At 73.1% G+C, this 25,436-nt stretch carries 22 protein-coding genes; 15 read left to right on the top strand and 7 right to left on the bottom strand.

The genetic code is table 11. The features are described from left to right. The 5 genes from J4557_RS32805 to cutA all read left to right on the top strand — a co-directional run. The coding region (locus J4557_RS32805) for a PucR family transcriptional regulator (RefSeq protein WP_208270644.1) at positions 1-737 on the top strand (737 nt) is incomplete at its 5' end. A gap of 142 nt (positions 738-879) precedes the next feature. After that, positions 880-2,415 carry a uracil-xanthine permease family protein gene (locus J4557_RS32800; RefSeq protein WP_208270643.1) on the top strand — a complete coding sequence of 512 codons (1,536 nt, stop codon included), beginning with the start codon at positions 880-882 and terminating at the stop codon, positions 2,413-2,415. Between the two features lie 12 nt (positions 2,416-2,427). Then, positions 2,428-3,291, top strand: a complete 864-nt coding sequence (locus tag J4557_RS51815) for an FAD binding domain-containing protein (RefSeq protein WP_208270642.1) — start codon at positions 2,428-2,430, stop codon at positions 3,289-3,291. After that, the gene (locus J4557_RS32790; protein ID WP_208270641.1) at positions 3,291-3,845 is read left to right on the top strand and encodes a (2Fe-2S)-binding protein; all 555 of its coding nucleotides are present in this window, start codon (positions 3,291-3,293) and stop codon (positions 3,843-3,845) included. The genes J4557_RS51815 and J4557_RS32790 overlap by 1 nt, the downstream gene beginning before the upstream one ends. Beyond that, positions 3,845-6,334 carry an aerobic carbon-monoxide dehydrogenase large subunit gene (cutA, locus tag J4557_RS32785; protein ID WP_208270640.1) on the top strand — a complete coding sequence of 830 codons (2,490 nt, stop codon included), beginning with the start codon at positions 3,845-3,847 and terminating at the stop codon, positions 6,332-6,334. The genes J4557_RS32790 and cutA overlap by 1 nt, the downstream gene beginning before the upstream one ends. Here the strand turns inward: cutA and J4557_RS32780 are convergent. Next, the gene (locus tag J4557_RS32780; RefSeq protein ID WP_208270639.1) at positions 6,280-7,125 is read right to left on the bottom strand and encodes a polysaccharide deacetylase family protein; all 846 of its coding nucleotides are present in this window, start codon (positions 7,123-7,125) and stop codon (positions 6,280-6,282) included. The two genes, cutA and J4557_RS32780, sit on opposite strands and share 55 nt — an antisense overlap. 209 nt (positions 7,126-7,334) lie before the next feature. Between J4557_RS32780 and J4557_RS32775 the strand changes: the two genes are divergently transcribed. Continuing rightward, positions 7,335-7,985: an SRPBCC family protein gene (locus J4557_RS32775; RefSeq protein ID WP_208270638.1), complete on the top strand. Its 651-nt coding sequence runs from the start codon at positions 7,335-7,337 to the stop codon at positions 7,983-7,985. Positions 7,986-8,015: 30 nt separating this feature from the next. Here the strand turns inward: J4557_RS32775 and J4557_RS32770 are convergent, their stop codons facing one another. The 3 genes from J4557_RS32770 to J4557_RS32760 form a co-directional block, all read right to left on the bottom strand. Then, positions 8,016-8,849 (bottom strand): ABC transporter permease, encoded by an 834-nt coding sequence (locus J4557_RS32770; RefSeq protein ID WP_208270637.1) that lies wholly within the window; start codon positions 8,847-8,849, stop codon positions 8,016-8,018. Further along, positions 8,846-9,820, bottom strand: coding sequence for an ABC transporter ATP-binding protein (locus J4557_RS32765; protein WP_208270636.1), 975 nt, complete (start codon positions 9,818-9,820; stop codon positions 8,846-8,848). Before J4557_RS32765 ends, J4557_RS32770 begins: the two co-directional genes overlap by 4 nt. Positions 9,821-9,942: 122 nt before the next feature. Beyond that, positions 9,943-10,317, bottom strand: coding sequence for an FKBP-type peptidyl-prolyl cis-trans isomerase (locus J4557_RS32760; protein WP_208270635.1), 375 nt, complete (start codon positions 10,315-10,317; stop codon positions 9,943-9,945). Positions 10,318-10,493: 176 nt separating this feature from the next. Here J4557_RS32760 and J4557_RS32755 point away from each other — a divergent pair, with 176 nt between their 5' ends. The 3 genes from J4557_RS32755 (at position 10,494) to J4557_RS32745 (ending at position 15,405) form a co-directional block, all read left to right on the top strand. Then, a complete protein-coding gene (locus J4557_RS32755) occupies positions 10,494-12,575 on the top strand; it encodes a hydantoinase/oxoprolinase family protein (RefSeq protein ID WP_208270634.1) in 2,082 nt (693 codons plus the stop codon). Beyond that, complete coding sequence (locus J4557_RS32750) at positions 12,572-14,386, top strand: hydantoinase B/oxoprolinase family protein (protein WP_208270633.1); 1,815 nt, start codon at positions 12,572-12,574, stop codon at positions 14,384-14,386. The genes J4557_RS32755 and J4557_RS32750 overlap by 4 nt, the downstream gene beginning before the upstream one ends. 158 nt (positions 14,387-14,544) lie before the next feature. Continuing rightward, entirely contained in the window at positions 14,545-15,405 is an 861-nt protein-coding gene (locus tag J4557_RS32745) for an oxygenase MpaB family protein (protein ID WP_208270632.1), read from the top strand. A gap of 9 nt (positions 15,406-15,414) precedes the next feature. Here J4557_RS32745 and J4557_RS32740 read toward each other — a convergent pair whose 3' ends face one another. Further along, a complete protein-coding gene (locus J4557_RS32740) occupies positions 15,415-15,594 on the bottom strand; it encodes a hypothetical protein (RefSeq protein WP_208270631.1) in 180 nt (59 codons plus the stop codon). Between the two features lie 153 nt (positions 15,595-15,747). Between J4557_RS32740 and J4557_RS32735 the strand changes: the two genes are divergently transcribed. Together J4557_RS32735 and J4557_RS32730 are read left to right on the top strand one after the other, a co-directional pair. Further along, positions 15,748-16,188 carry an Mth938-like domain-containing protein gene (locus tag J4557_RS32735; protein ID WP_208270630.1) on the top strand — a complete coding sequence of 147 codons (441 nt, stop codon included), beginning with the start codon at positions 15,748-15,750 and terminating at the stop codon, positions 16,186-16,188. Next, the gene (locus tag J4557_RS32730) at positions 16,182-17,096 is read left to right on the top strand and encodes a sporulation protein (RefSeq protein WP_208270629.1); all 915 of its coding nucleotides are present in this window, start codon (positions 16,182-16,184) and stop codon (positions 17,094-17,096) included. Before J4557_RS32735 ends, J4557_RS32730 begins: the two co-directional genes overlap by 7 nt. On the opposite strand, the gene J4557_RS32725 is transcribed toward J4557_RS32730, so the two are convergent. Both J4557_RS32725 and J4557_RS32720 read right to left on the bottom strand, forming a co-directional pair. Continuing rightward, positions 17,097-18,335, bottom strand: coding sequence for an HNH endonuclease signature motif containing protein (locus tag J4557_RS32725; RefSeq protein WP_208270628.1), 1,239 nt, complete (start codon positions 18,333-18,335; stop codon positions 17,097-17,099). Between the two features lie 609 nt (positions 18,336-18,944). After that, complete coding sequence (locus J4557_RS32720; protein ID WP_208270627.1) at positions 18,945-19,523, bottom strand: uridine kinase family protein; 579 nt, start codon at positions 19,521-19,523, stop codon at positions 18,945-18,947. Between the two features lie 37 nt (positions 19,524-19,560). Between J4557_RS32720 and J4557_RS32715 the strand changes: the two genes are divergently transcribed. The 4 genes from J4557_RS32715 (at position 19,561) to codA (ending at position 25,428) form a co-directional block, all read left to right on the top strand. Then, positions 19,561-21,039: a CoA transferase gene (locus tag J4557_RS32715; RefSeq protein WP_208270626.1), complete on the top strand. Its 1,479-nt coding sequence runs from the start codon at positions 19,561-19,563 to the stop codon at positions 21,037-21,039. Continuing rightward, complete coding sequence (locus J4557_RS32710) at positions 21,036-22,544, top strand: acyl-CoA synthetase (RefSeq protein ID WP_307800342.1); 1,509 nt, start codon at positions 21,036-21,038, stop codon at positions 22,542-22,544. Before J4557_RS32715 ends, J4557_RS32710 begins: the two co-directional genes overlap by 4 nt. Positions 22,545-22,684: 140 nt before the next feature. After that, the gene (locus J4557_RS32705; protein ID WP_208270625.1) at positions 22,685-24,100 is read left to right on the top strand and encodes a purine-cytosine permease family protein; all 1,416 of its coding nucleotides are present in this window, start codon (positions 22,685-22,687) and stop codon (positions 24,098-24,100) included. After that, positions 24,097-25,428: a cytosine deaminase gene (gene codA / locus J4557_RS32700; RefSeq protein ID WP_208270624.1), complete on the top strand. Its 1,332-nt coding sequence runs from the start codon at positions 24,097-24,099 to the stop codon at positions 25,426-25,428. Before J4557_RS32705 ends, codA begins: the two co-directional genes overlap by 4 nt. Positions 25,429-25,436 lie beyond the last annotated feature (8 nt).

Genomic DNA, 25,436 nt, shown 5'->3' with positions numbered 1-25,436 from the left:
ACCTCCGCGCCGCCGACCCGGCGCGGGCGCGCCCCGCCGACCCGGACGCGGCGATGCGCGGCGTGCGCGGCGCGGAGGAGCGCGCGGCGCAGGAGCGCCTCGCCGCGGCGTGGAGCACCGCCGTGCGGCGGCACGACCGCGGCGCCGCGGTCGCCAGCTTCGCGCACGAGATCGTCGCGGTCGTCGGCGCGGACGCCGTCGCGGACCCGGGCGGCGGCGAGCCGGCCGCGGGCCCCGTGCAGGCGATGGTGAAGGAGGCGGCGGCGCTGTTCGCCGAGCACCTGCCGGTGCGCCGCACGTTCTCCACCGGCATCAGCCGGACGGTGACGTGCCCGGCGGAGCTGCCGGAGGCCTACGAGCAGGCGGTGAAGGCCGTCCGGGTCGGGCGGCAGCTGCACGGCGCGGGCGCCCGGGCCCACTTCGACCAGCTCGGCGTGTACCGGCTGCTGAGCCTGGTGTCGGATCCGGCGGAGCTGCACGCGTTCGTCCGGGAGACCCTCGGCGAGCTGGCGGGCGACGACGAGCCGGAACTGGTGGACCTGCGCCGCACCCTGCAGGTGCTGCTGGAGACCAACCTCAACGTCGCCGAGACCGCGCGGCGGCTGCACTTCCACTACAACACCCTGCGGTACCGGATCGGCAAGCTGGAACGGATGCTCGGGGCGTTCACCGAGGACGCGCATCTGCGGCTCAACCTCACCCTCGCCCTGCACGTGCTGCGCATGCGCGGTATCTGAGCGTAGCGGCGCCGTCCGGGTCCGCCCGGACGGCGCGCCGAACTTCGGCAGATGTCGCCGATGCCCGCCCACCGGGGTAGATCTACGTTGCCCGCAGGCGCGAGCCGGTGCGGACGCCCATGTCGACCAGGAGGAGCCCCGGATGGTGATCGGCTGGAAGGTGCACGGGGACGGCCGGACGCCGCCGCCCGGAGAGGTCGTCCGGCCGGGGGAGCGGCTGTCGTGGCCGCGCACCGCCGGCATCGGAGCCCAGCACGTGGTGGCGATGTTCGGCGCGACGTTCGTGTTCCCGGTGGTGATGGGCCTCGACCCGAACCTGTCCATCATGATGTCGGGGGTCGCGACGATCCTCTTCCTGCTGATCGTCGGCGGGCGGGTGCCGAGCTACCTCGGCACCAGCGCGTCGTTCGTCGGCGCGGTCGCGGCGATCCGCGCGGCGGGCGGCGACAGCGCGCGGGTGACCGGCGCGATCCTGGTCGCGGGCGCGGTGCTGCTGGTGATCGGCGTGATCGTGCACTTCCTCGGCGGCGAGGTGATCCACCGGGTGTTCCCGCCGGTGGTGACCGGCGCGGTCGTCATGCTGATCGGCTTCAATCTGGCGCCGGTGGTCGCGGACACGTACTGGCCGCAGGACCAGTGGGTCGCGCTGGCGACGCTGTGCTTCGCGGTGTTCTGCACGGTGGTCCTGCGCGGGTTCTGGTCGCGGATCGCGATCCTGCTGGCGCTGGTGTTCGGGTTCGTCCTGTCGTGGGTCCTGGACAAGACGGCCGGGGAGATCACGTCGGTGCTGCCGGGGCAGAACCTGCTGGACGGGGCGGGGAAGGCGTGCACGGCGGAGGGGCCGTTCTGCGTGGCGACGGCGTTCCCGCACGACCGGCTGAACTTCTCGGCGGTGAAGGCGGCGGACTGGTTCGGGTTCCCGCACACGCACGCGCCCGACTTCAAGACCTCGGCGATCCTGCTGGCGCTGCCGCCGGTCATCGCGCTGATCGCGGAGAACACCGGGCACGTCAAGGCGGTGGCGGCGATGACGGGGGACGACCTGGACCCGGTGCTCGGCCGCGCGATCGGCGCGGACGGCGTCGGCACGGTGCTGGCCACGGCGGTCGGCGGCTCGCCCACGACGACCTACGCCGAGAACATCGGCGTGATGGCCGCGACCCGGATCTACTCGACGGCCGCCTACTACGTCGCGGCGATCGTGGCGGTGCTGTTCGGGCTGTGCCCGAAGTTCGGCGCGCTGGTCGCGGCGACGCCGGGCGGGGTGCTCGGCGGCATCACCGTCGTGCTGTACGGGATGATCGGCCTGCTCGGCGCGAAGATCTGGATCGAGAACCGGGTCGACTTCGGCGATCCGGTGAACCTCGTCCCGGTGGCGGCGGCGATCATCCTGGCGATCGGGAACGTCACCCTGAAGATCACCGACGACTTCCCGCTGCAGGGCATCGCGCTCGGCACCATCGCGGTGCTGGTCGGCTACCACCTGCTGAACGCGGTGCGCCGCCCGGACGGGGCGGGCGGCGGCGTCATCGCGCCCGCGGAGCGGGAGATCGGCGGACCGGTCCGCCGCGGCACGGCGGGCGGACCCGGTGAGCCCGGCGGCCCCGGCGGCCCCGGCGGGCCCGGTGAGCCCGGCGGGCAGGGCGAGCGTCCGGACGGCGAGAGCGATGCGGGCTGAGGGGGCGGCGCCGTGAAACCGCCCCCGTTCCGCCACCACGCGCCCCGCACCGTCGACGAGGCGGTCGGCATGCTCGCGGGCACCCCGGGCGCCAAGGTGCTCGCGGGCGGTCAGAGCCTCATCCCGCTGCTCAACATGCGCCTCGCCGCGCCGCCCGACCTGGTCGACGTCAACGGCGTCGCCGAGCTGGACACCGTGCACGTCGGCGACGAGGGCGTGCGGGTCGGCGCGCTGGCCCGGCATGCGCGGGTGGAGCGGTCGGTGGAGGCGGCAGCTGTGCAGCCGCTGCTCGGCCGAGCGTTGCGGCACGTCGCGCATCCGGTCATCCGCAACCGCGGCACGGTCGTCGGGAGTCTCGCGCACGCCGATCCCGCCGCCGAACTGCCCGCGGTGCTCGCCGTCCTCGGCGGGACGGTCGAGGCCGCGTCGGCGCGGGGGCGCCGGACGATCCCGGCGGCGGAGTTCTTCACCGGCCCGCTCGAGCCGGCGCTCGCGCCGGGGGAGCTGGCGGTCGCCGCGTTCTTCCCCGCCGCCCCGCCCCGCACCGGGACGGCGTTCACCGAGACGGCGCGGCGGCACGGCGACTACGCGCTGTCCGGCGTCGCCGCGGTCGTCACGCTCGACGAGGACCTGCGGGTCGGCGGCGTCCGCGCCGGCTACCTCGGCATCGCGCCGGTGCCCCTCGTCCTCGACCTCACGGAGGCGGCGGGCCCGCACGGCGACTGGCCGGCCGCCGCCGCGTACGTGCGGGAGCGGATCGACCCCGAGTCCGACATCCACGCGAGCGCCCGCTACCGCCGCCACCTGACCGGGGTACTGACGGAGAGGGCGCTGGCGGCGGCCGCTGCCCGGTCGATGAGGAGGGCGCGGGACTGATGGAGGAGCTCCACGACATCGCCCTGACGGTCAACGGCGTGCACCGCACGGCGCGCGTCCCCGCCCGGCGGCTGCTGTCGGACCTGCTGCGGCACGACCTCGGCCTGACCGGCACCCACGTCGGCTGCGAGCACGGCGTCTGCGGCTGCTGCACGGTGCTGATGGACGGGGACCCGGTCCGGTCCTGCCTGACGTTCGCGGTGACGGCCGCCGGGCACGCCGTCACGACGGTGGAGGGCCTCGCCGCGCCGGACGGCACGCCGTCCCCGGTCCAGCGGGCGTTCCGGGAGTGCCACGGCCTGCAGTGCGGCTTCTGCACGCCCGGTTTCCTGTGCACGGTGACCGCGCTGCTGCGGGAGACGCCGCGCCCGACGGAGGACGAGGTGCTCGAAGGGATCTCCGGGAACCTGTGCCGCTGCACCGGCTACCAGAACATCGTGAAGTCGGTGCACCGCGCGGCCGAACTGCTCGCCGCACCCCCGAGGGAGCCCGCGCCCGCCGGAGAACCCGTGTCCGCCGGGGAAGGCGCGGGCGGCGCGGAAGGCGGCGCGTGATGGGGACGCGCGTGTTCGGCGAGCCGGTCGAGCGCCGCGAGGACGCCCGGCTCCTCACCGGCCGCGGCCGGTACCTGGACGACCTCGGGCGGGACGCGCTCGCGGCGGCGTTCGTCCGGTCCCCGCACGCCCACGCCCGCATCACCGACATCGACGTGACCGGCGCCCTCGACGTGGACGGCCTCGTCGCCGTCTACACCTGGGAGGACCTGCCGGGACGCGTCGGCGAGCCGCTGCCGCTGCTCATCCCGCACCCGGCCCTCACGCACGGCCGCACCGGGTACCCGCTGGCCCGCGACGTCGTCCGGCACGTCGGCGAGCCCGTCGCGATGGTCGTCGCCCGCGACCGGTACCTCGCCGAGGACGCCGCCGAGCGCGTCCGCGTCGAGTACGAGCCGCTGCCCGCCGTCGTCGGCATCGAGAACGCCGAGCGCGCCGAGCGCCTCGTCCACGACGACGTCCCCGGCAACGTCGGCGCCGTCCTGCTCCAGGAGACCGGCGACGCCGCCGCGGCGATCGACGCCGCGCCGCACCGGCTGGAGTTCCGGCTGTCGATCGAGCGGTCGGCGTCCACGCCGCTGGAGGGGCGGGGCGTGTACGCGCGCTGGGACGCCGACGACGGGTCGCTGCGCGTCTACTCCTCCACGCAGGCGTCGACCAGCGTGCGCGCCGCGATCGCCGCACGGCTCGGCCTGCCGAACGGCAAGGTCGAGGTCGTCGCGCCGGACGTCGGCGGCGGGTTCGGCGTGAAGATCGTGCATCCGTGGCCGGAGGAGGTGCTCGTCCCGTGGGCCGCGCGGCTCCTCGACCGGGAGGTCAAGTGGACCGAGGACCGCCGCGAGCACTTCGTCGCCGCCGCCCACGAGCGCGGCCAGCTCCAGGACGTCCGGGTCGGGTTCGACGACGCGGGCCGCGTCCTCGGCCTGGACGTGCGGATCCTGCACGACCACGGCGCCTACACCCCGTACGGGATCATCATCCCGATCGTCACGTCGACGCAGCTGCTCGGCCCCTACAAGATCGGCGCCTACCGGGCCGAGGTCGTCAGCCTCTACACCAACACCCTCATCGTCACGCCGTACCGGGGCGCGGGCCGCCCGCAGGGCGTGTTCTGCATGGAGCGGACGATGGACCGCATCGCCCGCCACCTCGGCCTCGACCGCGCCGACGTGCGCGCCGCGAACTTCATCGAGCCCGACGAGTTCCCCTACGACCAAGGCCTGACGTTCCAGGACGGCCGCCCGCTCGTCTACGACTCCGGCGACTACCCCGAGCTGCTGCGCAAGGTGCGGGAGCTGATCGGCTGGGACGGGTTCGAGGCGGAGCGGGAGGCCGCCGCGCGCCGCGGCCGCCGCATCGGCATCGGCGTCGGCGTGTACGTCGAGGGGACGGGCGTCGGCCCGTACGAGGGCGGGCACGTCGAGATCGACACCGCCGGGCGGGTGCACGTCTCGACCGGGCTCACCTCGCAGGGGCAGGGCCACGAGACCGTGTTCGCGCAGATCGCCGCCGAGGAGCTCGGCGTGCCGATCCGGGACGTGCACGTCACGACCGGCGACACGCGGCGGTTCGGGTACGCGGTCGGCACGTTCGCGTCCCGCGCCGCGGTGATGAGCGGCAACGCGATCGCGGTGGCGTGCCGGAAGGTCCGCGAGAAGGCGCTGCGGATCGCCGGGGAGGCGCTGGAGGCCGACCCGCGCGACCTGGAGATCACCGACGGGGCCGTGCACGTCCGCGGCGACCCGTCGGCGTCCGTCCCGCTGCGGACGGTCGCGGTGCTGTCGAACCCGCTCCGGTACGCGTTCGACGCGGAGACCGCCGCGGCGACGCAGTTCGCGGTGGGCCGCCCGCCGACGGAGCCGCCCGTCGCGGAGGGCGAGGAGCCGGGCCTGGAGGGGCGCGGCTACTACTCGCCCGTCCGGTCGACGTTCGCCGCGGGCGCGCACGCCGCGATCGTGGAGACCGACCCGGACACCGCCGAGATCGCGATCCTGCGGTACGCGGTCGTGCACGACTGCGGCAGGCTCATCAACCCGATGGTCGTCGAGGGCCAGATCCACGGCGGCGTCGCGCAGGGCGTCGGCGGCGCCCTCTACGAGCGGATGGTCTACGACGGGTCCGGCCAGCTCCTGAACGCCTCGTTCATGGACTTCCTCATGCCGTACGCGACGGAGATCCCGCGCATCGAGACCGATCACCTGGAGACGCCGTCGCCGCTGAACCCGCTCGGCATCAAGGGCGCGGGGGAGGCGGGCGTCATCCCGGTGTCGGCGGTCATCGCCTCCGCCGTCGAGGACGCCGAGGGGCTGCGCGTCGACGCGATGCCGCTGTCCCCGGACGCCCTGTACGAGCTGCGCGAACGGGCGTCCGGCGACCCGGGCCTGCGGGTCCGGGAGGCCGCGCAGGCCGGCGGCGACGGCGCCGCGACCGGGGGTCAGTTCGCGGCGGGCGTCTCCGGGGCGTTGCCGCCGAGCGAGCGCGGCAGGTAGTTCTGCACGGCGGCGGGCCGGAGCCCGGCCTGCCGGATCCAGCCGAGGATCATCCGGAACTCCCCGGCCAGGCCCTTGCGGTAGTGCATCAGGATGATGTCGCCGGGCTTGAAGCCCTTGCCGCCGTCGGCGCGCGCGAACCCGTTGTAGCCGACGCCGGGCCCGGACGTGCCGTTGTAGAACTCCGCCGTCCAGGTGAGGATCGACTTCATCCCGCAGTCCCTGGACGCCTGCCGCGTCGCCTGGTTGTAGGCGCCGAACGGCGGCCGGAAGATCTGCGGGCGGCGGCCGTACTCGCGCTGGATCGCGTCCGCCGAGTCGCAGATCTGCCGCTTCTGCGCGTCGGGGGAGAGCGAGGGCATGTTCGGGTGCGTGACGGTGTGGTCCTCGATCTGCGAGCCCGCGTTGCGCATCGCGAGGAAGTACTGGCCCTGGCCCCGCAGATACGTCGTCGTCAGGAACGTCAGGATCGGCACCTTCTCCTTGCGGACGATGTCCACGAACTCCGAGTCGTAGGTGTAGCCGTCGTCGATGGTGAGGAAGACGACCCGCTCGGTGGTGTCGATGTGGTCGATGACCGGGGGCAGCCCGTCGGTGGACGGTTTCGGCGGCGTCCACGTGCCGGGCTTCGGCGTCGCCCACTGCTGGTCGGCGAGCACCGAGGAGAGCTGCGTCCGCATGGACGGCCCCGAAGAGCCGCCCGCCTCGGCCCGGACCACCGGCCAGCCGCCCGCGGCCGCGCCGACGACTCCGGCGGTCACCATCGCGATCACGGGCGTCTTCCCTCGCATCGGCCGCGTACTCCATTCGGTTGGGGGTTCGGTTCTCGTCGTTCGCTTCGGTTGACGCGCCCGCGCGCCCGGGAGTTCGCGCGCGTCGGTATCAGCTGGACATATCTGACCATTTCCCTGCGGTGTCGCCGGGGATCTGCCCAATCCTCGGCGTGTACTCGGCACATGTTGCCGTTCGATGCGGCGCCCGCATTCCCTAAAGTCGGAACATGCAGGTCAACGGCAGTGCCAGCGTCGCCGCGCCGCTCGCCCGCGTCTGGGACGCGCTCCAGGACCCGGCCGTGCTCGCCCGGACGATCCCCGGGTGCCGCTCGCTGGAGGAGACCGGCCCCGACACCTACCGCATGACGGTCACCGCGGGCGTCGCATCCATCCAGGGCACCTACGTCGGGCGGGTCGAACTCGCCGACCCCGACCCGCCGCACGCGTTCACGCTGCGTGCGCAGGGCCAGGGCGCGCCCGGCACCGTGGACGCGACGGTCCGCGTCCGGCTGTCGGACGGCGACGGCTCCACCCGCGTCGACTACGCCGCCGAGGCGGTCGTCGGCGGGATGATCGGCGGCGTCGGGCAGCGGATGCTCGGCGGCGTCGCCAAGCGGACGGCCGGCGAGTTCTTCGCCGCCGTCGAACGCGACCTGACCGCGCCCGCCGCGCCGCAGGGCTCCGAACCGCTCGCCGCTGCCGCCGCGCCGCACGCTCTGGAACCCGGGACCGGCCGCGTGTACGCCGGGCGCGCCGCCGCACCGCCCCCGGGCGGCGGACCGGCCGTGTGGCCGATGGCGGCCGCGTTCGTCGCCGGCGGCGCCGTCGCCCTGGCCGGCGTGGCCCTGGGCCACTTCCTGGCCCGCCGCCGGCGCTGACTCCCCGCACGCCGACGGGCGGGTGGCCGGTCAGGCGTCGCGGCGCTCGAACATGACGAGCGCGGCGGCCAGCACGACCGCCGTGTACAGCGCGAAGACGCCGAGGCCCGTCCACGGGGCGAGCGAACCGGGCTTGTGCACCGGGTCGAGGATCGCGCCGCCGGCGTTGGACGGCAGGAACTTGTTGACGGTGTCGCCCCATGTGCTCGGCAGGAACCCGCCCGCGATGCCGAGCACGAACAGCACCACGAACAGCAGCACCACGGAGCCCGCGGTGTGCCGCAGCAGCGTCCCGATGCCGACCGCGAGGATCGCGACCAGCGCCAGGTAGACGCCGCCGCCGACGATCGCGCGCAGCACGCCCGGGTCGTCGATCGACCCGTCCAAATGCTCGGACGCGAGGATGCCCTGCGCCGCGTAGAACGACGCGAACGTCACCGCGACCCCGACCACCAGCACGACCGCGCCCAGCACCGCCGTCTTGGCGGCCAGGTAGGCGGCCCGCCGCGGCACCGCCGTCAGCGCCGTCTTGATCATCCCGGTGGCGTGCTCGGCGGTGATGACCAGCACGCCCAGCGCGCCGAAGACCACCAGGCCGAAGTAGTAGGCGACCTGCGTCGGCAGCATCGGGGTGAACGTCGCCCGGTCCCGGGCGCTCATCCGGTCGTAGGACGCGGTGAACGCCAGCGCCCACAGCGCGGAGAACCCGATCAGCACGACCGCGCCCGCCAGCAGCGTCCAGAACGTCGACCGGACCGTGACGATCTTCGTCCACTCCGAGGACAGCACGTGCCCGAACCGGACGCGCCGGACGTCCCGGCGCGGCCCCGTCCCCGCCCCGGCGGGAGCGGCCGGTGCGTTCACGCGCCCGCCCCCGGGGACGGCGCGCCCGTCCCCGCCGCGCCGGGGGCCGCCGGGCCCGCCGCGCCCGGCGTACCGGCGTGGTACTGGACGGTCTCGCCGGTCAGCCGCATGAACGCCTCCTCCAGGGACGGCTGGACGGTCGCCAGCTCGTGCAGCCGCAGCCCGTGGTCGGCGGCGACGTCGCCGATCTCCGCCGCCCGCGCCCCGTACACCCGCAGCGCACCGTCCGGGTCCTGCTCCAGCCGCCTGCCGGGACCCTCGAGCAGCCGCGCCAGCTCGGCGGCCTGCGGCGAGTGCACCAGCACGTGGCTGGTCGCGTTGGCGCCGATGAACTCGGCCGTCCCGGTGTCGGCGAGGATGCGGCCCCGCCCGATGACGACGAGGTGCTCGGCGGTCAGCGCCATCTCCGACATCAGGTGGCTGGAGACGAACACGGTGCGGCCCTCCCGCGCGAGCCGCCGCATCAGCGTGCGGATCCACAGGATGCCCTCCGGGTCCAGCCCGTTCACCGGCTCGTCGAACATCAGCACGCCGGGGTCGCCGAGCAGCGCGGCGGCGATGCCGAGCCGCTGCCCCATGCCGAGCGAGAAGCCCTTGGACCGCTTCCTCGCGACGCTCCGCAGCCCGACCAGGTCCAGCACCTCGTCCACCCGCCGGCGCGGGATCGCGTTGCTCTTCGCCAGGCACAGCAGGTGGTTGTAGGCGGTGCGGCCGCCGTGCACGTTGCGGGCGTCGAGGAGCGCGCCGACCTCGCGGAGCGGCGCGCCGAGCGTGCGGTAGCGGCGGCCGTTCACGGTCACCTCGCCGGCGGTCGGGCGGTCAAGGCCGAGGATCATCCGCATCGTCGTCGTCTTCCCCGCCCCGTTCGGGCCGAGGAAGCCGGTCACGCGGCCCGGCGGCACGCTGAAGGTGACGCCGTCGACGGCGGTGGTGTCGCCGTACCGCTTCGTCAGCCCCCGCGCCTCGATCATGAACGTCTCATACCGGACGGCCCGCCCGCGGAAACGGCGGCGGCGGGCAACCGGCCGGATTTTCACCGCCCGATTGCCCGCCGTTGGGCCGTGCGGCCCGGCGCAGTGCGGGCCTGCGGCCGTCAGCCCACCGCGACCAGGTCGACGACGAAGATCAGCGTCTCGCCGGGCTTGATGGCCGGGCTCGGGCTGCGGTCGCCGTAGGCCAGGTGCGGCGGGATGACCAGCTTGCGCCGGCCGCCGACCTTCATCCCGGCGATGCCCATGTCCCAGCCCTTGATGACGCGGCCCGAGCCGAGCTCGAAGTCGAACGTGCCGCCCCGGTTCCAGGACGCGTCGAACTCCTCGCCGGTCGACCAGGAGACGCCGACGTAGTGCATCGACACGGTCGAGCCCTTGACGGCCTCGGGACCGTCGCCCTTGGTGATGTCGGTGATGTCGAGGTGCGCGGGCGGCTGCCCCTCGGGGAAGTCGATCTCGGGGCGTTCAAGCGCCATGGAAGGGCTCCAGCGGTGTCATCGGATGCGTTTTTCGGACGGCTGCCCAGCCTAGCGCCGCCGCCGGGGGCGCGGCGCGTCCCCCGCCCGAGCGCGTGCCCTGACCAAAGAACGGCCGTCCCGTTGGCACATTGCGACGGTTCCGCGGGCGCGGGCCGTCCGGTAGACCGTGGGGCATGGCACGGCGGCTGCGCATCGGGATCGACACGGGCGGGACGTTCACCGACGTCGTCGCGCTGGACATGGGCGGAGAGGACGGGGCCGGCGGCGGGCCCGTCACGACCAAGACCCCGTCGACGCCCGCCGACCCGGCCGAGGGGTTCGCGGCGGGCGTCGCCAAGGTGCTCGGCCTGCTCGGCGCGTCGCCCGAGGACGTCGCGGCGCTGTCGCACGGCACGACCGTCGCGACGAACCGGCTGCTGGAGGACCGGATCGACGACCTCGGGTTCGTCACCACCGACGGCTTCGAGGCGATGCTGGAGATCGCGCGGCAGAGCGTCCCGGACGGCTACGGGAACAGCTACTTCTGGGTGAAGCCGCCGCGGATCGTCCCCGCGCACCGGGTGCGGACGGTCGGCGGGCGGCTCGACCACACCGGCGCCGAGCTGCGCCCCTTCGACGCGGAGTCGGCGGTCGCGGCGGCGCGCTGGTTCCGCGACGCGGGGATCCGCGCGATCGGCGTGTGCTTCCTGCACTCGTACGCGAACCCGGCGCACGAGCTCGCGATGCGCGAGGTGCTGCGCCGCGAGCACCCGGACGCGGTCGTGTCCCTGTCGTGCGAGGTGCTGCGCGAGTACCGCGAGTACGAGCGGTCCGTGACGACCCTGGTGGACGCCGCCGTCAAGCCCGCGATGAACGGCTACCTCGCGCGGATCGCCGAGCGCGCCGCGTCCCGGCTTCTCGTGATGAAGAGCAACGGCGGCGTGCTGTCGGCGGACGAGGTGGCGCGGCAGCCGATCACGACGGTGCTGTCCGGTCCGGCGGCGGGCGCGCTCGGCGCCGCGTTCGTCGCCTCCCGCGGCGGGCACGGCTCGGTCGTGACGCTGGACGGCGGCGGCACGTCCACCGACGTCGCCGTCGTGCTGGACGGCGAGCCGACCGTCACCACCGAGGGGACGATCGGCCGTCACCCCGTCAAGATCCCGATGATCGACATCGTGACGGTCGGCGCCGGCGGCGGGTCGGTCGCGCGGCGGTCGCCGGACGGGGCGCTGAAGGTCGGGCCGCGCAGCGCCGGCGCCGACCCGGGCCCGCTCTGCTACGGCCGCGGCGGCACCGAGGTCACGGTCACCGACGCGCACGCCGTCCTCGGCCGCATCCCGCCGCACCTGCTCGGCGGCGAGGTGCCGCTGGACGTGCCCGCGGCGCGCGCCGGGCTCGAGGCGCTCGCCGCCGGACTCGGGCTCACCGTCGAGCGGGCCGCCGCCGGGATCCTGGAGATCTCCGCGTGGAACCAGGCCAACGCGATCCGGCAGATCACCGTCCGGCGGGGGCTGGACGTCCGCGACTACCCGCTCGTCGCGTTCGGCGGGTCCGGGCCGCTGCTGGCGTGCCGGCTGCTCGACGTCCTCGGCCTGCCCGCCGCCGTCGTCCCGGAGAACCCCGGGAACCTGTCGGCGCTCGGGCTGCTCACCGTGGACGTGAAGAACGACCACGTGCGGACGCGGGTCGTCCGCGACGCCGAGCTGGACGCCGCCGTCCTCGCGGAGGCGTTCGCCGAGTTGGAGGACGAGGCGGGTGCGGCGCTCGCCCGCGAGGGCTTCCCCGAGGGGCGGCGGCGCTTCGTCCGGTCCGCCGACCTGCGCTACTGCGGGCAGGCGTTCGAGGTCCGCGTCACCGCCCCGGCGGGGCCGCCCGGCGAGGCGTTCCGCGCGGAGGTCGTCCGCCGGTTCCACGACGCGCACGCCGACCGGTACGGCTACTGCCACCGCGACGACCCGCGCCATCCCGTCGAATGGGTCAACCTCCGCGTGTCCGGCATCGGGCCGATCGACCGGCCGCGGCTCCCGGAGCGCCCGCCGGGCGACGGCGACCCGTCGCGCGCCCGCACCGGCACCCGCCCGGTGCACTTCGACGCCTGGGAGGAGACACCGGTGTACCGGCGCGAGAAACTCGCCCCCGGCGACGTCGTCGAGGGCCCCGCGGTGATCGAGGAGTACGGCTCCACCCTCCCGCTGCACCCGGGCTTCACCGCCCGCCTCGATCCCCACGGCGACCTGGTGGTCACCGCCGCGCCGCGGCCGGGGGCGGCACGGTGACCGCGCCCGTCGACCCGATCCTCCTGGAGATCGTCGAAGGCACCCTGGCGTCCGTGGAACGCGAGGTGGAGACGGCCATCGCGCGCACGGCCCGCTCCCCGATGATCCGGGACGCCCACGACTTCCGCGCCGGCATCCACGACCGGCGGCTCCGCAAGCTCACCGGACGCTCCTACTCCGCGCTGGTCCAGCCCGTCGCGCGGGACTTCCCGATCGGGGAGATGCGCCCCGGCGACGTGTTCTTCCACAACGACGTGTACCTGTCCGAAGGCGGCATCGGCCACCTCCCGGACCTCTGCGTGACCGTCCCGGTGTTCCATGACGGCGAGGTCGTCGCGTTCGTCCAGGCGTTCGGCCACCACGACGACATCGGCGGCGCCGTCCCCGGCTCCATGCCGAGCCACGCCCGCAGCGCCTACGAAGAGGGCCTGATGGTGCCGCCCATCAAGCTGTGGGACCGGGGCGTCCCGAACCGCGCCGCGCTCGCCATCATGACCCGCAACTCGCGCATGCCCGACTCCCTCGCCGGCGACCTCGACGCCGAGTGCTCCGCCTGCCTCATGGGCGCCCGCCGCCTCGGCGACCTGTTCGCCCGCTACGGCCGCGCCGACGTCGAGGCCTGCTTCGACGCCGTCATCTCCCGCACCACCGACACGTTCCGCCGCGAACTGCTCGCCAAGATCCCGGACGGCACGTTCGTCTGGGAGGACTACGCCGAGCACGACGGCGTCGACCCGCCCCGCCTGCACGCGCAGCGCATCACCCTCACCGTCGACAAGGCCGCGGACGTCCCGCTCGTCATCGACTTCGCCGGGACGTCCCCGCAGGCCAAGGGACCGATCAACCACGCGGGCGACTACGCGGACGGCGTCTTCCTGAAGAAGTGGCTGGCGCCCGTCCTGCGCAACCTCGCCGACACGCCCGAGCGCGCCGCCGAACTCGACGTCAACGAGGGCGTCGTGCCCCTCATCGAGATGCGCTTCCCGGAGAAGGGCACGCTCCTCACGCCCGTCTTCCCGGCCCCGACCAACGCCCGCACCTTCGTCATCCTGCGCCTCCTCGGCGTCCTCGCGGGCGTCCTCGCCAAGGCCACCGGCGGACGCATGCCCGCCGACCAGGAGACGATCCGCTACACCGGCGTCTACGGCGAGGACGACCGCGGCCCCTACCTGATGCGCGAGGTCCTCGGCGGCGGCTCCGGCGGACGCCCCTACGCCGACGGCGAGGACACCATCCACATCGTCCCCGACTCCCGCAACATCCCCGCCGAGTTCGCCGAGGCGCGCTGGCCGTTCGTCGTCGAGCGCCTCGGCCTCGCCACCGACTCCGGCGGCCCCGGCGAGTTCCGCGGCGGCCTCGGCTACGACAAGCACATCCGCATGCTCCGCGACGCCCACTACATGTCGATCGCGGACCGCTCGATCCTCTCCTGCTGGGGCGTCAACGGGGGCCGCGCCGGCCGCCCCTTCCGCGTCGACATCGACGGCACGCCGATGGACGGCCTCGTCGACGACCACCCCGTCCGCGCGGGTCAGGTCATCCGCATCCGCACCACCGGAGGCGGCGGCTGGGGCGACCCCCTTGACCGCGACCCGTCCCGCGTCGCGGCGGACGTCCGCGACGGCAAGGTGTCGCCGGCCGGCGCCCGCGACGACTATGGCGTCGTCCTCCGCGACGGCACCGTCGACGCCGCGGCGACCGACGCGCTCCGCGCGCGCGTCCGCGCCGACCGCGGCCCCGCCCCCTTCTTCGACCGCGGCCCCGGATACCCGACCCTGTCCGGAGGAGCGACGTCCGCCGACGTGGACTGAGAACCCCGGTTCGCGTGGCCGCATGCGGCAGCGGAGCCCGCGCGGCACGCGCGGGCTGCGGACTCGCCGCCGCGTCCGGATACGGTCAGTGATCACATCGTCACGGAGGCCCGATGGTCTCTTAGCCTTCGGGTAACCGAGGCGCGGGGAGGTACCCGATGGTGTGGTCGACCCAGGAGCAGCTGGCGCAGGCCCGCAAGCGGCCGCAGTCCAGGGCAGGGACCCTGTACGGGGCCCTTGAGCCGATCATGGGAGCGGCGGGCGGCGACGAGCCGGACAACAGGAGCCTGCTGGACTCCCTCGTCCAGAGGGGTTCGCTCACCACCGAGACCGCGCGGCGGCACCTGGCCCTGATCGAGGGATTCGGGCAGGTCAACGCCACGCTCGACGAAACGTACGAGATCCTCCTGCTGGTCCGGTCCCTCCCGCAGACCTACGCCTACATCGACGGCGCGAAGCTGCTGGTCGAGACGCGACGGCTCGCCGAAACCCGGTTCGTCCCCGAACGTCTCGAGACGACCGACCAGGTCATGGACGCGGTGCGGAAGGGATTCGCCGGCGGAGCCGACGGCCACGGGATCGCGACCGCCTACGAGTCCCTCGGCGTCCGCCACACCACGATCGCGGAGACGTACCCGTCACCGCCGGACCACCCCTACATCAACCAGGTCAGCCTCGCCTACACGCTGCTGACCTTCTCCTACTCGCCCCTGGTCGGAATGCGGGCGGTCGGCGAGGACGTCCCCGAAGGCGACGCCCTCCTCACCTGGATGGGCGTGTGGAAGATCATCGGCTCCGTCATGGGCATCGAGGAGGGCGGCCTGCCCGACACCTTCGACGAGGCGCGAGGACTGTGGGACCTCATCGTCGCCAGCCCCGGCTACGGCGCCAGCCCCGAAGGCGTCCAGCTCCTGCGGGCGTTGAAAGAGCACGTCGCCTCCAACCAGAAGGCGGAGCAGCCGGTCGACCTCATCGGAGAGCACGGAGACCCAACGGTCCTCGCGCTCCTCAAGTCCTGAAAGCGCCGCTCAGGAAACCGGCTGCCGCTCGTCCGCCCTCCTGTGGTGAACGCCGCCCGCGGGGGACTCCGGACCGCCGCGGCCCCCGCGAGGCCGGACGGCCACTCCCAGAAGAGCGCTGATCAGGACGGTCAGCAACGCGCCCGCCCCGAGTACCGCGAACACCGCGCCGAGGTCGACGTCGATCATGTGATGCCCCTTCCCGAAGGGGTGCGCTCCCTTCGCGAATCGCATTTCGTGAGCTGAGTCACAAACGATTTGAATGGCTTCGAGAGGACGCTTTCAGTCTACGTTCACCCGTCGCCGTTAAGGCGTCGCCGGACCTGCGATATGCACCACAGAATGCACGGTGACGCGGCCCTCGAGACCGTCATCGCATGGACGGACGCGATGGAGGTCACGTGGGATGATGACCTCATGACGGCATCGCCACGGATCACCCACGTTTCATGGGGACGCATGGAGGTCGAAGGACTCCCGCCCGGCAAGGACTTCAAGCTGTATCCCGGGGGCGGACGGGAATGGGACTGGGGCGAGCACGGAACCCGGCACGAGCCGGGGATCCAACCCGCGGACGTCCAGGAACTTCTCGACCACGGATGCACCACCGTGGTACTCAGCAGAGGTATGGAGTTGCGGCTGCACACCATGCCGGAAACCCTCGAACTGCTGCGGAAGCATGGCGTCGAGGTTCACATGGAAGAAACGAGAGCGGCCGTCGAGGTGTACAACAGGATGGCCGGAGAGGTCGCCGTCGGCGGCCTTTTTCATTCCACGTGCTGACCAGGCGCCCATCCCTTCCCAACGACCGGAAGGGATGGGCGCGGCCGATCGAAGGCGCCGAGTGGATAGGCTTCGCCCTTGACCAGTGCGAGGGGGCTGCGTTCGTGATGTTCAAGCGTCTGCAGAGGCGGTTCGGAGGCGGGGCGGTCGATGTCGACACGCAGGTGCTCGCCGGCGTCACTCGCCCTGGCGACACCTTCCCGGGCCAGGTGATCCTCCGCGCTGTCGACGAGGACGTGACGGTGGAGAGCCTCGTCCTCAGAGTCGTCGCTGAGTATGCCCATCTGGACACCGGCGAGGCCGAGGTCGACGAGATCGGATACCAGTACGTCGACGGCCCATTCACGGTGGGGAAGGAACCGCGGCAGGCCCGCTTCTCACTGCGGCTGCCCTGGGAGACACCGATCACCGAACTGGCGGGGCTGGCCCTCGGACCGGTACTGCGGCTGCAGACCTTCCTCGACGACGTAAACGGACAGGACGCTGCCGACCACGACCTCCTCCACGTCTCCTCCCTGCCGCTCCACGAGGCGATCATGGATGCCTTCGCGCTTTCAGGGTGGACGTTCCAGTCCAGTCGGCTCGCGGGAGAACGAGTACCGGCAGCGGACCAGATCTTCGACTTCCATCAGTCGTTCATCCTTGCGGAGCGCAGTCCAGCCGCGGGCGGCCCGGACCAACTGGAAGTCGTCTTCCTCACCAACGCGGTCGGCTGCGAGGTGTTCGTCCGGCCTGCCGCGCCTGAGGGCCGCTACTGGAACGACCGGCCTGCCGCCCACCGCTTCATCGCGGCACACCACGACCTCGACCGAGTCGACTGGTCAGCAGAAATCCGGCGCTGGTTGAGCGAAGCCGGGCATGCCGCCCCGCCCGGCATCGACCGGGTGCGGCGTGCCGAGGGCAGATAGCTATGCGGCCCAGTCGAGGGCGGGGTCGTCGGGTGGGCCGATGCTGCCCGGTGGTCCGGCCCCGGTCGCGGATCCTCTGGCGTCGGCTGGTGGTATCAGCCGGTAGAGGTATCGCCCGTCGTGATCCAAGGTGATGTGGATCTGGTCGGGGTTGGTGTGTTTGAACCGGTTGTGCCATCCGCAGGCGAGTGCGAGTTGGTCGATGTCGGTGGGGCTGTTGCCGAGCGCCCATCCGTGGACGTGGTCGACCTCGCACAGTGTCCCGGGGACCTCGCATCCTCGTACAGCACACGAGGGGTAGAGCGTTTCCAGCACCTGCCGCTGTGCTGCCGAAGCGAACCGCTCCCGATAGCCCAGGTAGAGCGGGGTGTTTCCGCGCCCGAGCAGCAGGGGCGATACCCCGGCGGCCAGGGCGATGCGTCGCGCCTGCGCGGCGGGGATCGGGGTGCCGTCGGTGAGGCGGGCCGGGGCGTTGCCTCCGGTGAGGGTGTCCAGGTCGCAGATCACGGTGACCTTGGAAGCCTTGTGCCCGCCCGATAGCACGCTCGACAGGGCGGCTGCGGTGCGTTCGGGGAGGTCGCGGTGGTCGTCGGGCCCGGCCGGCTTGGCCAGCGGCGCCAGGGTGCCGTCCCAGATCGCCGCGTCCTCGGGGTTCAGCCACCCCTTCACATACCGGCCGCCGTCCAGAGAACGCGTGGTCGTGAGCCAGGACTTGTCGTAACCGCGTTTGGTGTCCTCATCCGGCGCGTCTTCGCTGTCGTCGCGTTCGGCGATGAGGTCACGGATACGGCGCCCGAACGCGGCGACCTTCCCCGCGGAGAAGCCCTGGTCGACGAAGCCGAGCAGGGTCGCCTCCGCCTTGGCACAGTCGATGTCGTCCAGACGGGCGACCGAGTCGGCGACGGTGACGGCGTAACCGTAGAACAGGTCACCGGCTGCGAGCTGCTCGGCCACCTGGGGGAGGCGGTGCCGCTGTCGCGCCAGCACCAGACGCTCTTTCACGCGGTTGTCGCGCATGCCGAGGCGGGATCGCAGCCATGCTTGGGTGGAGGGATATCCCCATCGGGCCTGCTCCTTGGTGGCGTCGACTCGGCCGATGAATGTGGCGAGCGCGCTTTCTTGCATATCGGAGGCGGCCACGAGGGTCTCAGTCAGTTCCAGGCAGGCGGCTGCTGATTCGGGGGCTTCCCTTGAGGCGAGTTCAGTGGCGATGGTTGAGAGCGCGTTCACCAGTTCCATGGTGGACGCGGCCTCAAGCTCGACCGTCACTGATTGCATACGTAAATAGTACCCGCTGTGACCGACATTCGGGGCCGTTCACGGCACATTCCGTTCGGTATTTTCGGCGGGAAAGGCAGGGGGCTCTTCGGGACGTTTCCCAGGAGGGGGTTTCGCATCTTACGGAAGGGGGTGGTGGGGTGGCGCGACCCGGGGCGGGGCAGGCGGAGCCTGCCCCTTAACGCTGCCTCAGGGGCCGCAGAGGCTCCAAAGTCAAGGGTGGACGAAGTCCATCGCGAAGCGACGCCGAAGGCGCCCTTGACTTTGGAGGGGCGGCCCCGTACGCCAGCGCCACCCCACCACCCGAACACCCCTCTTGCAAATCTCCCGAACGCTTCTCACCCGAGCATGCGGCTCTTCTTTCCGGCGCACCCGAACTCGATCAAGTTTGATGGCTCTGTTCCATGCTCGATCAAATAGCAAAGTTGGGTTCTTTGGGACGGCCACAGAGCACGGCACCACACAACAAGACGCGCACAGAAGGAAGCCGTACAGATCTGCTCAGGGAGCAAATGGAGCCGCCCGAGTCTTTGAAGGCGGTGATGACGGTGATCAGTTGATTGACGATGATCAGTGCAACGGCAGCGGCGCGGTCCCGTCGACGAGGAGGTCGGCGCGTGCGCGGGTGCCGTCCTCGGTGAAGAAGGCGGCTTCGCGGGCCGACCAGCGGTCCCAGGCGTCGGCGTACTCCAGCCCGTCGCGGTCGATGGCGCGAGCCCGGCGCAGTTCGCGCGGGGCGTCGATCCAGATCCGGTACGCGGCGGGCGACCCCGCCCAGGCCGAGCCGACGCCTTCGACGATGAGGACCGGCGGCGGTGCGATCTCCTCCGGCGGGCCGTACCGGTCGCGGTGCCAGTCGTAGCGGCGCAGCACCGCGGGCCGCCCGGCGCGCAGCGGTTCGAGGACGGCGCGGCGCAGCGGCGCCCACCAGGTGAGCGGGTCGGCGTCCCACGGGACGCGGAAGTCGTCCGACCGGACCACCGGCGCCCCGACCAGAACGGCCGCGAGGTGGTCGGCGAAGGTGGACTTGCCGGCGCCGCTCGGCCCGTCGATCGCGACCAGCCGCGCGGGCCCGCAGGACGGGGGCAGCGCGAGGAGCCGCGCGGCGAGCGCGGGGTAGGTCCGGGGCGGTGGCGGCACGGACGGCATACTTCCAGGTGCCGGCCCCCCCGAAGGAGGACGCCCCTTGCCCGGACCGCTCGAAGGCGTGGTGATCGTCGACCTCAGCCGTGTGGTCGCCGGACCGCAGGCCACGATGGCGCTCGCCGATCTCGGCGCGCGGGTGATCAAGGTGGAGCAGCCCGGGACGGGCGACGAGACGCGCGGCTGGGGACCGCCGTTCGCCGGGCCGGACCAGGTGAGCACCTACTACCTGTCGATCAACCGGAACAAGGAGTCGATCACCCTCGACCTGAAGTCGGACGAGGGGAAGGACACCCTGGCGAGGCTGGTGCGGCACGCGGACGTGCTGGTAGAGAACTTCCGCACCGGGGTGCTGGACCGGCTCGGCTTCCCAGTCGGGCGGCTGCACGAGTTGAACCCGCAGCTGATCGTGCTGTCGATCACGGGGTTCGGGCACGACGGGCCGGAGGGCGGCCGTCCCGGCTATGACGCGATCATGCAGGGCGAGGCCGGGATCATGAGCGTCACGGGCCCGCCGGGGACGCCGAGCAAGGTGGGGCTCTCGATCGCGGACATCCTCGCGGCGGGCAACGCCACGTCCGGCGTGCTGGCCGCGCTGTACGAGCGGATGCGGACGGGCCGCGGCTCGGTCGTGCGGACGTCGCTGCTGGCCTCGGTGGTCGGCGCGCACATGTACCAGGGGACGCGGTGGACGGTCGCCGGTGAGGTGCCCGAGTCGGTCGGCAACGACCATCCGACGATCGCGCCGTACGGGACGTTCCGCTGCAAGGACGGCCAGATCCAGATCGGCGTCGCGAACCAGAACCTGTGGCGCAGGTTCGCGCCGCTGGTGGGCCTGGACGCCGACGACCCACGCTACGCGACGATCCCGGCCCGGTCCGAGAACCGGGCCGAGCTGACCGCCGACATCGAGCGGGTCCTGGCGGGGGACACCCGGGAGGCGTGGCTGGAGCGGCTGAACGGGGCGGGCGTGCCGGCGGGATCCATCCGGTCGATCGACGAGGTGTACACCTGGGAGCAGACCCGTTCGCAGGGCCTGGTGATCGAGGTGGAGCATCCGACGCTCGGCCGGATCGAGCTTCCGGGCCCGCCGCTGAGGTTCGACGGCGCCGAGCCGCGCGTGCACACCGCGCCGCCGCTGCTCGGCGAGCACACCGACGCGGTGCTCGCCTGGCTGGACGAGCAGGACGCCGCGGGACAGCGTGACGCAGCGGAACGGCGGGACGCGGTGGAAGAGCAGGACATTGCGGAACAGCGTGGCCCGGCGGATCGGCGGGACGCCGCGGGACAGCGTGGCCCGGTGGATCGGCGGGACGCGGTGGAAAAGCGCGACTCGGCGGAACAACAGGACGCTGCGGAACAGCGTGAGCCGGTGGATCGCGGGGACGCCGCGGGGCAGCGTGGCCCGGTGGGTCGGCGGGACGCGGCGGGGCGGCGGGACGCGGCGGATCGGCGGGACGCGGTGGAACAGCGCGACCCGGTGGGAGAACGGCACGGCGAGGAGCAGGGGAGAGGCCAGTGAGGGATCTGCTCGGCGAGACGGGCGGAGCGGTGCGGATCGCGGGCCGGGAGCTGCCGCGCGAGGAGCTCCTCGGCCGGGCGTCGGCCGTCGCGGCGGAGATCGCCGGGGCGGACGCCGTGGCGGTGCACGCGACGGCGAGCGCGGAGACGGTGATCGCGGTCGTCGGCGGGCTCATGGCGGGGGTGCCGGTGGTGCCGCTGCCTCCGGACTCGGGCCCCGACGAGCGGGCCCACATCCTCGGCGACTCCGGCGCGGCGCTGCTGCTCGCGGCCCGCGACGCGGACACCGGCGACGGCGGCCCGCCGCTCGTCCCGGTCGACGACCTCCCGGCGTCCGCGTCCACGACCCCGGCGTCCACGACCACCGCATCTACGATCCCGGCGTCTGCCTCCACGACCACCGCGTCCGCGACCCCGGCGTCCGCATCCACGGCCGCCGCGTCCGCGGCCGCGTCCGTTCCCGCCCCCGACGCGACCGCGCTGATCCTGTACACGAGCGGTACGACCGGCGCGCCGAAGGGCGTGATGATCTCCCGTGCGGCGATCGCGGCGACCCTCCACTCGCTGGCGGAGGCGTGGGCGTGGACACCGGACGACGTGCTGGTGCACGGGCTGCCGCTGTTCCACGTGCACGGCCTGGTCCTCGGCGTGCTCGGCCCGCTGCGGGTCGGGTCCCGGCTCGTCCACACGGGGCGCCCCAAACCGGAGGCGTACGCGGCGGCGGCGAGCGAGGACGGCGGGAGCCTGTTCTTCGGCGTCCCGACGGTGTGGTCCCGGTTGGCGGCCGACCCGGCGTCCGCGGAGGCGATGCGTGCGGCGCGGCTGCTGGTGTCCGGCAGCGCGCCGCTCCCGGTGCCCGCCTTCGAGCGGCTGGAGGCGCTCACCGGCCACCGCCCGGTCGAGCGCTACGGCATGACCGAAACCCTGATCACCGTCAGCGCGCGCGCGGACGGCGAACGCCGTCCCGGCTACGTCGGACTCCCGTTGCCCGGCATCGAGACGAGGCTCGCGGCCGAGAACGGCGCGCCCGTCCCGCATGACGGGGAGACGCCCGGCGAGCTGCACGTCCGCGCTCCGCACCTGTTCAAGGGCTACCTGAACCGCCCGGAGGCGACCGCGAAGTCGTTCATGCCGGACGGCTGGTTCCGCACGGGCGACATCGCGACGATCGGCCCGGACGGCTGGCACCGCATCGTCGGCCGCGCGTCCACCGACCTGATCAAGAGCGGCGGCTACCGGATCGGCGCGGGCGAGGTCGAGAACGCGCTGCTCGCGCACCCGGCGGTGCGGGAGGCGGCCGTCGCGGGGACGCCGCACGACGACCTCGGCGAGCAGGTCACCGCCTATGTCGTCGCGGACCGGGTGACGGAGCGGCAGCTGATCGACTTCGTCGCGGGCCGCCTGTCGGTGCACAAGCGGCCCCGCGTCGTCCACCTGGTCGACTCGCTGCCGCGCAACGCGATGGGCAAGGTCGTCAAGACCCGCCTCGGCGAACTCGCGCCCTAGCCCCGAGGCCGCCGGGAAACCGGGGCCGGGAGACCGGGGACCCCGCGCCGAGGCCGCCGGGAGACCGGAGCGCCCGCGCCGGGAAAGGCCGGGAGACCGGCGGACGGAGCATTTCGGGCTGACCAGTAAGGTCGTGCCCTGTGTCCAGCTCAGCGTCCCCCGGCGCCGGTCCCTCCGCCGCCGCGCATTCGCTCGATCCCGTCCCGCCGCAGGCCCGCGAGTCGACCGCGGGGCACCAGTTCTGGATCTGGTCCGGCGCGAACATCGCGCCGATCAACTGGGTGCTCGGCGCGCTCGGCATCAGGCTCGGGCTGAGCCTGGCCGACACGGTCGGCGTGCTGGTCGCCGGGAACCTCGTCGGGATGGCGGTCTTCGGGCTGTTCGTGCTGATGGGGCAGCGGACGGGCGTCACCCAGATGGTGCTGGCCCGGTCGGCGTTCGGGCGGCGCGGCGCGTACCTGCCGGCGGCGCTGCAGGGCGTGATGTCGGCGGGCTGGTGCGCCGTCAACACCTGGATCGTGCTGGACCTGGTGATGGCGCTGCTCGGCCAGGTCGGGGTGCACGGCGGCACCGCCCTGAAGATCGTCGTGGTGCTGGTGATCATGGGGTTGCAGGTGTGGATCGCCGCGTCCGGCTTCCACGCGATCGCCGCGTTCGAGAAGTGGACCGTTCCCGTCACGCTGGTCGTGCTCGCCGCGATGACCGTCGTCGCGTGGACGAAGACCGGCGTGCGCTGGGACCACGAGGGCCAGGGCCTCACCGGCACCGACCGGCTGTCGGCGATGACGACCGTGATGACGGCGATCGGGGTCGGCTGGGGCATCACCTGGTTCGCCTACGCCTCCGACTACTCGCGGTTCGTGCCGCGCGAGGTGCCGCGCCGCCGGCTGTACGCGGCGAGCGTCCTCGGCCAGTTCGTGCCGGTCGTGTGGCTCGGCGTGCTCGGCGCGTCGCTGGCGACGGTGAGCGCGACCTCCGATCCGGGCAAGCTGATCGTGGACGCGTTCGGCGCGCTCGCGATCCCCGTGCTGCTGCTGGTCGTGCACGGGCCGATCGCCACGAACATCCTGAACGTCTACAGCTGCTCGCTGTGCGCGCAGACCGCCGACTGGCACGTGTCCCGCAAGGCGATCTCCTACGGCGTCGGCGTGTTCGCCGCCGCGTTCACGATCCTGCTGATCTTCCAGGAGGACTTCGCGAACACCCTCGACGCGTGGCTCGGCGGCCTCGTGACGTGGGTGGTGCCGTGGGCGTCGGTGATGGCCGTCCACTTCTACGCCGTCCGCCGCCAGAACGTGGACGTCGACGCGCTCTACGACCCGCCCGGACGGTCCCGGCTGGGCGACTTCCGGTGGGACGCGCTGATCTCGTTCGTCCTCGGCGCCGCCGCGACGTGGTCCTTCCAGTACGGCGTCCCGAAGGCGCTGCAAGGCCCGGCGGCGCGCGCGCTGGGCGGAATCGACCTGTCCTGGCTCGCCGGTGCCCTCGTTGCCGGGATCCTGTACTTCGTCCTGTCGGCCCGGCGCGTCCGGGCGTGGGAAGGGAGCCCCGCATGAAACTCGTGACCAACGCCCGCCTGGCCGGACGGGACGGCCTCCACGACATCGAGATCGACGGCGACCGGTTCGGACGTGTCGCGCCCGCGCGCGGACCGGCCGGGGACGTGCCGGCGGGCGGACTCACCCGGGACGTACCGGCGGACGCCGCCGACGTGCTGGTGGACGCCGCGGGCGGACTGGTGAGCCCGCCGTTCGTGGAGCCCCACGTCCACCTCGACACCACCCTCACCGCCGGTGAGCCGCGCTGGAACGCCTCCGGGTCCCTGTGGGAGGGGATCGCGGTGTGGAGCGAGCGCAAGGCGGCCCTCACCCGCGACGACGTCGTGTCCCGCGCGACGGAGGTGCTGCGCTGGTACGCGGCGAACGGCGTGCTCCACGTCCGCAGCCACGTGGACGTCACCGACCCGGGCCTGGTCGCGCTCGACGCGATGCTGGAGGTCCGCGAACGGGTGAGCGACGTTATCGGGCTGCAGCTCGTCGCGTTCCCGCAGGAGGGGATCTGCTCCTTCGAGAACGGACCGGAGCTGCTGGAGGAGGCGGCGCGGCGCGGCGTGGACGCGGTCGGCGCGATCCCGCACTTCGAGGACACCCGCGAGGACGGCGTCCGCTCCCTGGAGATCGCCTTCGACGTCGCGCAGCGGTACGGGCTGCTGCTGGACGCGCACTGCGACGAGATCGACGACGAGCAGTCCCGGTTCGTGGAGGTGCTCGCGACCCTCGCCCGGCGCGGCGGGCTCCGCGACCGCGCCACCGCGTCCCACACCACCGCGATGGGCTCCTACAACGGCGCCTACTCCTACAAGCTCCAGCGGATCCTGGCCCGCTCGGGCATCAACCTCGTCTGCAACCCGCTCGCCAACCTGTGCCTGCAGGGACGGTTCGACGCCTACCCCAAGCGGCGCGGCCTCACCCAGGTGAAGGAGATGCTCGCCGCCGGGGTGAACGTCGCGTTCGGCCACGACGACGTCATGGACCCGTGGTTCCCGCTCGGGACGGCGTCGTCGCTGCAGGTCGCGCTGGTCGGCGTCGCCGCCGCGCAGCTCACCGGCGCCGCCGAGATCGACGAGGCGTTCGCGATGGTGACGGACCGGGCCGCACGGGTCCTCGGCCTCGGCGACGGCTACGGGATCGCGCCCGGCCGCCCGGCGAACCTGGTGGTGCTGCCCGCGTCGTCGCCGTACGACGCCGTCCGGCGGCAGACCCGGCCGTCCCACGTCGTCGCGCGCGGCCGGATCGTCGCCGAGACCCCGCCCGCCGTCACGCGGCTGACGTGGCCGGGCCGCGACCCCGAGGACGTCGACTTCGTGCGGACAAGCGACCGCTAGGAGACCGC

Source organism: Actinomadura nitritigenes, assembly GCF_017573545.1.
GTDB classification, from domain to species: Bacteria; Actinomycetota; Actinomycetes; order Streptosporangiales; family Streptosporangiaceae; genus Spirillospora; species Spirillospora nitritigenes.
The sequence above is the reverse complement of the archived record's forward strand: the minus strand, read 5'-3'. Positions and strand labels throughout refer to the sequence as shown.

Excerpts from the sequence above, each read along its gene's own strand:
- J4557_RS32800 (WP_208270643.1), top strand. The coding sequence starts at position 880 with ATGGTGATCGGCTGGAAGGTGCACGGGGACGGCCGGACGCCGCCGCCC.
- J4557_RS32790 (WP_208270641.1), top strand. The coding sequence starts at position 3,291 with ATGGAGGAGCTCCACGACATCGCCCTGACGGTCAACGGCGTGCACCGC.
- cutA (WP_208270640.1), top strand. The coding sequence starts at position 3,845 with ATGGGGACGCGCGTGTTCGGCGAGCCGGTCGAGCGCCGCGAGGACGCC.
- J4557_RS32780 (WP_208270639.1), bottom strand. The coding sequence starts at position 7,125 with ATGCGAGGGAAGACGCCCGTGATCGCGATGGTGACCGCCGGAGTCGTC.
- J4557_RS32775 (WP_208270638.1), top strand. The coding sequence starts at position 7,335 with ATGCAGGTCAACGGCAGTGCCAGCGTCGCCGCGCCGCTCGCCCGCGTC.
- J4557_RS32765 (WP_208270636.1), bottom strand. The coding sequence starts at position 9,820 with ATGATCGAGGCGCGGGGGCTGACGAAGCGGTACGGCGACACCACCGCC.
- J4557_RS32760 (WP_208270635.1), bottom strand. The coding sequence starts at position 10,317 with ATGGCGCTTGAACGCCCCGAGATCGACTTCCCCGAGGGGCAGCCGCCC.
- J4557_RS32755 (WP_208270634.1), top strand. The coding sequence starts at position 10,494 with ATGGCACGGCGGCTGCGCATCGGGATCGACACGGGCGGGACGTTCACC.
- J4557_RS32745 (WP_208270632.1), top strand. The coding sequence starts at position 14,545 with ATGGTGTGGTCGACCCAGGAGCAGCTGGCGCAGGCCCGCAAGCGGCCG.
- J4557_RS32740 (WP_208270631.1), bottom strand. The coding sequence starts at position 15,594 with ATGATCGACGTCGACCTCGGCGCGGTGTTCGCGGTACTCGGGGCGGGC.
- J4557_RS32735 (WP_208270630.1), top strand. The coding sequence starts at position 15,748 with ATGCACGGTGACGCGGCCCTCGAGACCGTCATCGCATGGACGGACGCG.
- J4557_RS32725 (WP_208270628.1), bottom strand. The coding sequence starts at position 18,335 with ATGGAACTGGTGAACGCGCTCTCAACCATCGCCACTGAACTCGCCTCA.
- J4557_RS32720 (WP_208270627.1), bottom strand. The coding sequence starts at position 19,523 with ATGCCGTCCGTGCCGCCACCGCCCCGGACCTACCCCGCGCTCGCCGCG.
- codA (WP_208270624.1), top strand. The coding sequence starts at position 24,097 with ATGAAACTCGTGACCAACGCCCGCCTGGCCGGACGGGACGGCCTCCAC.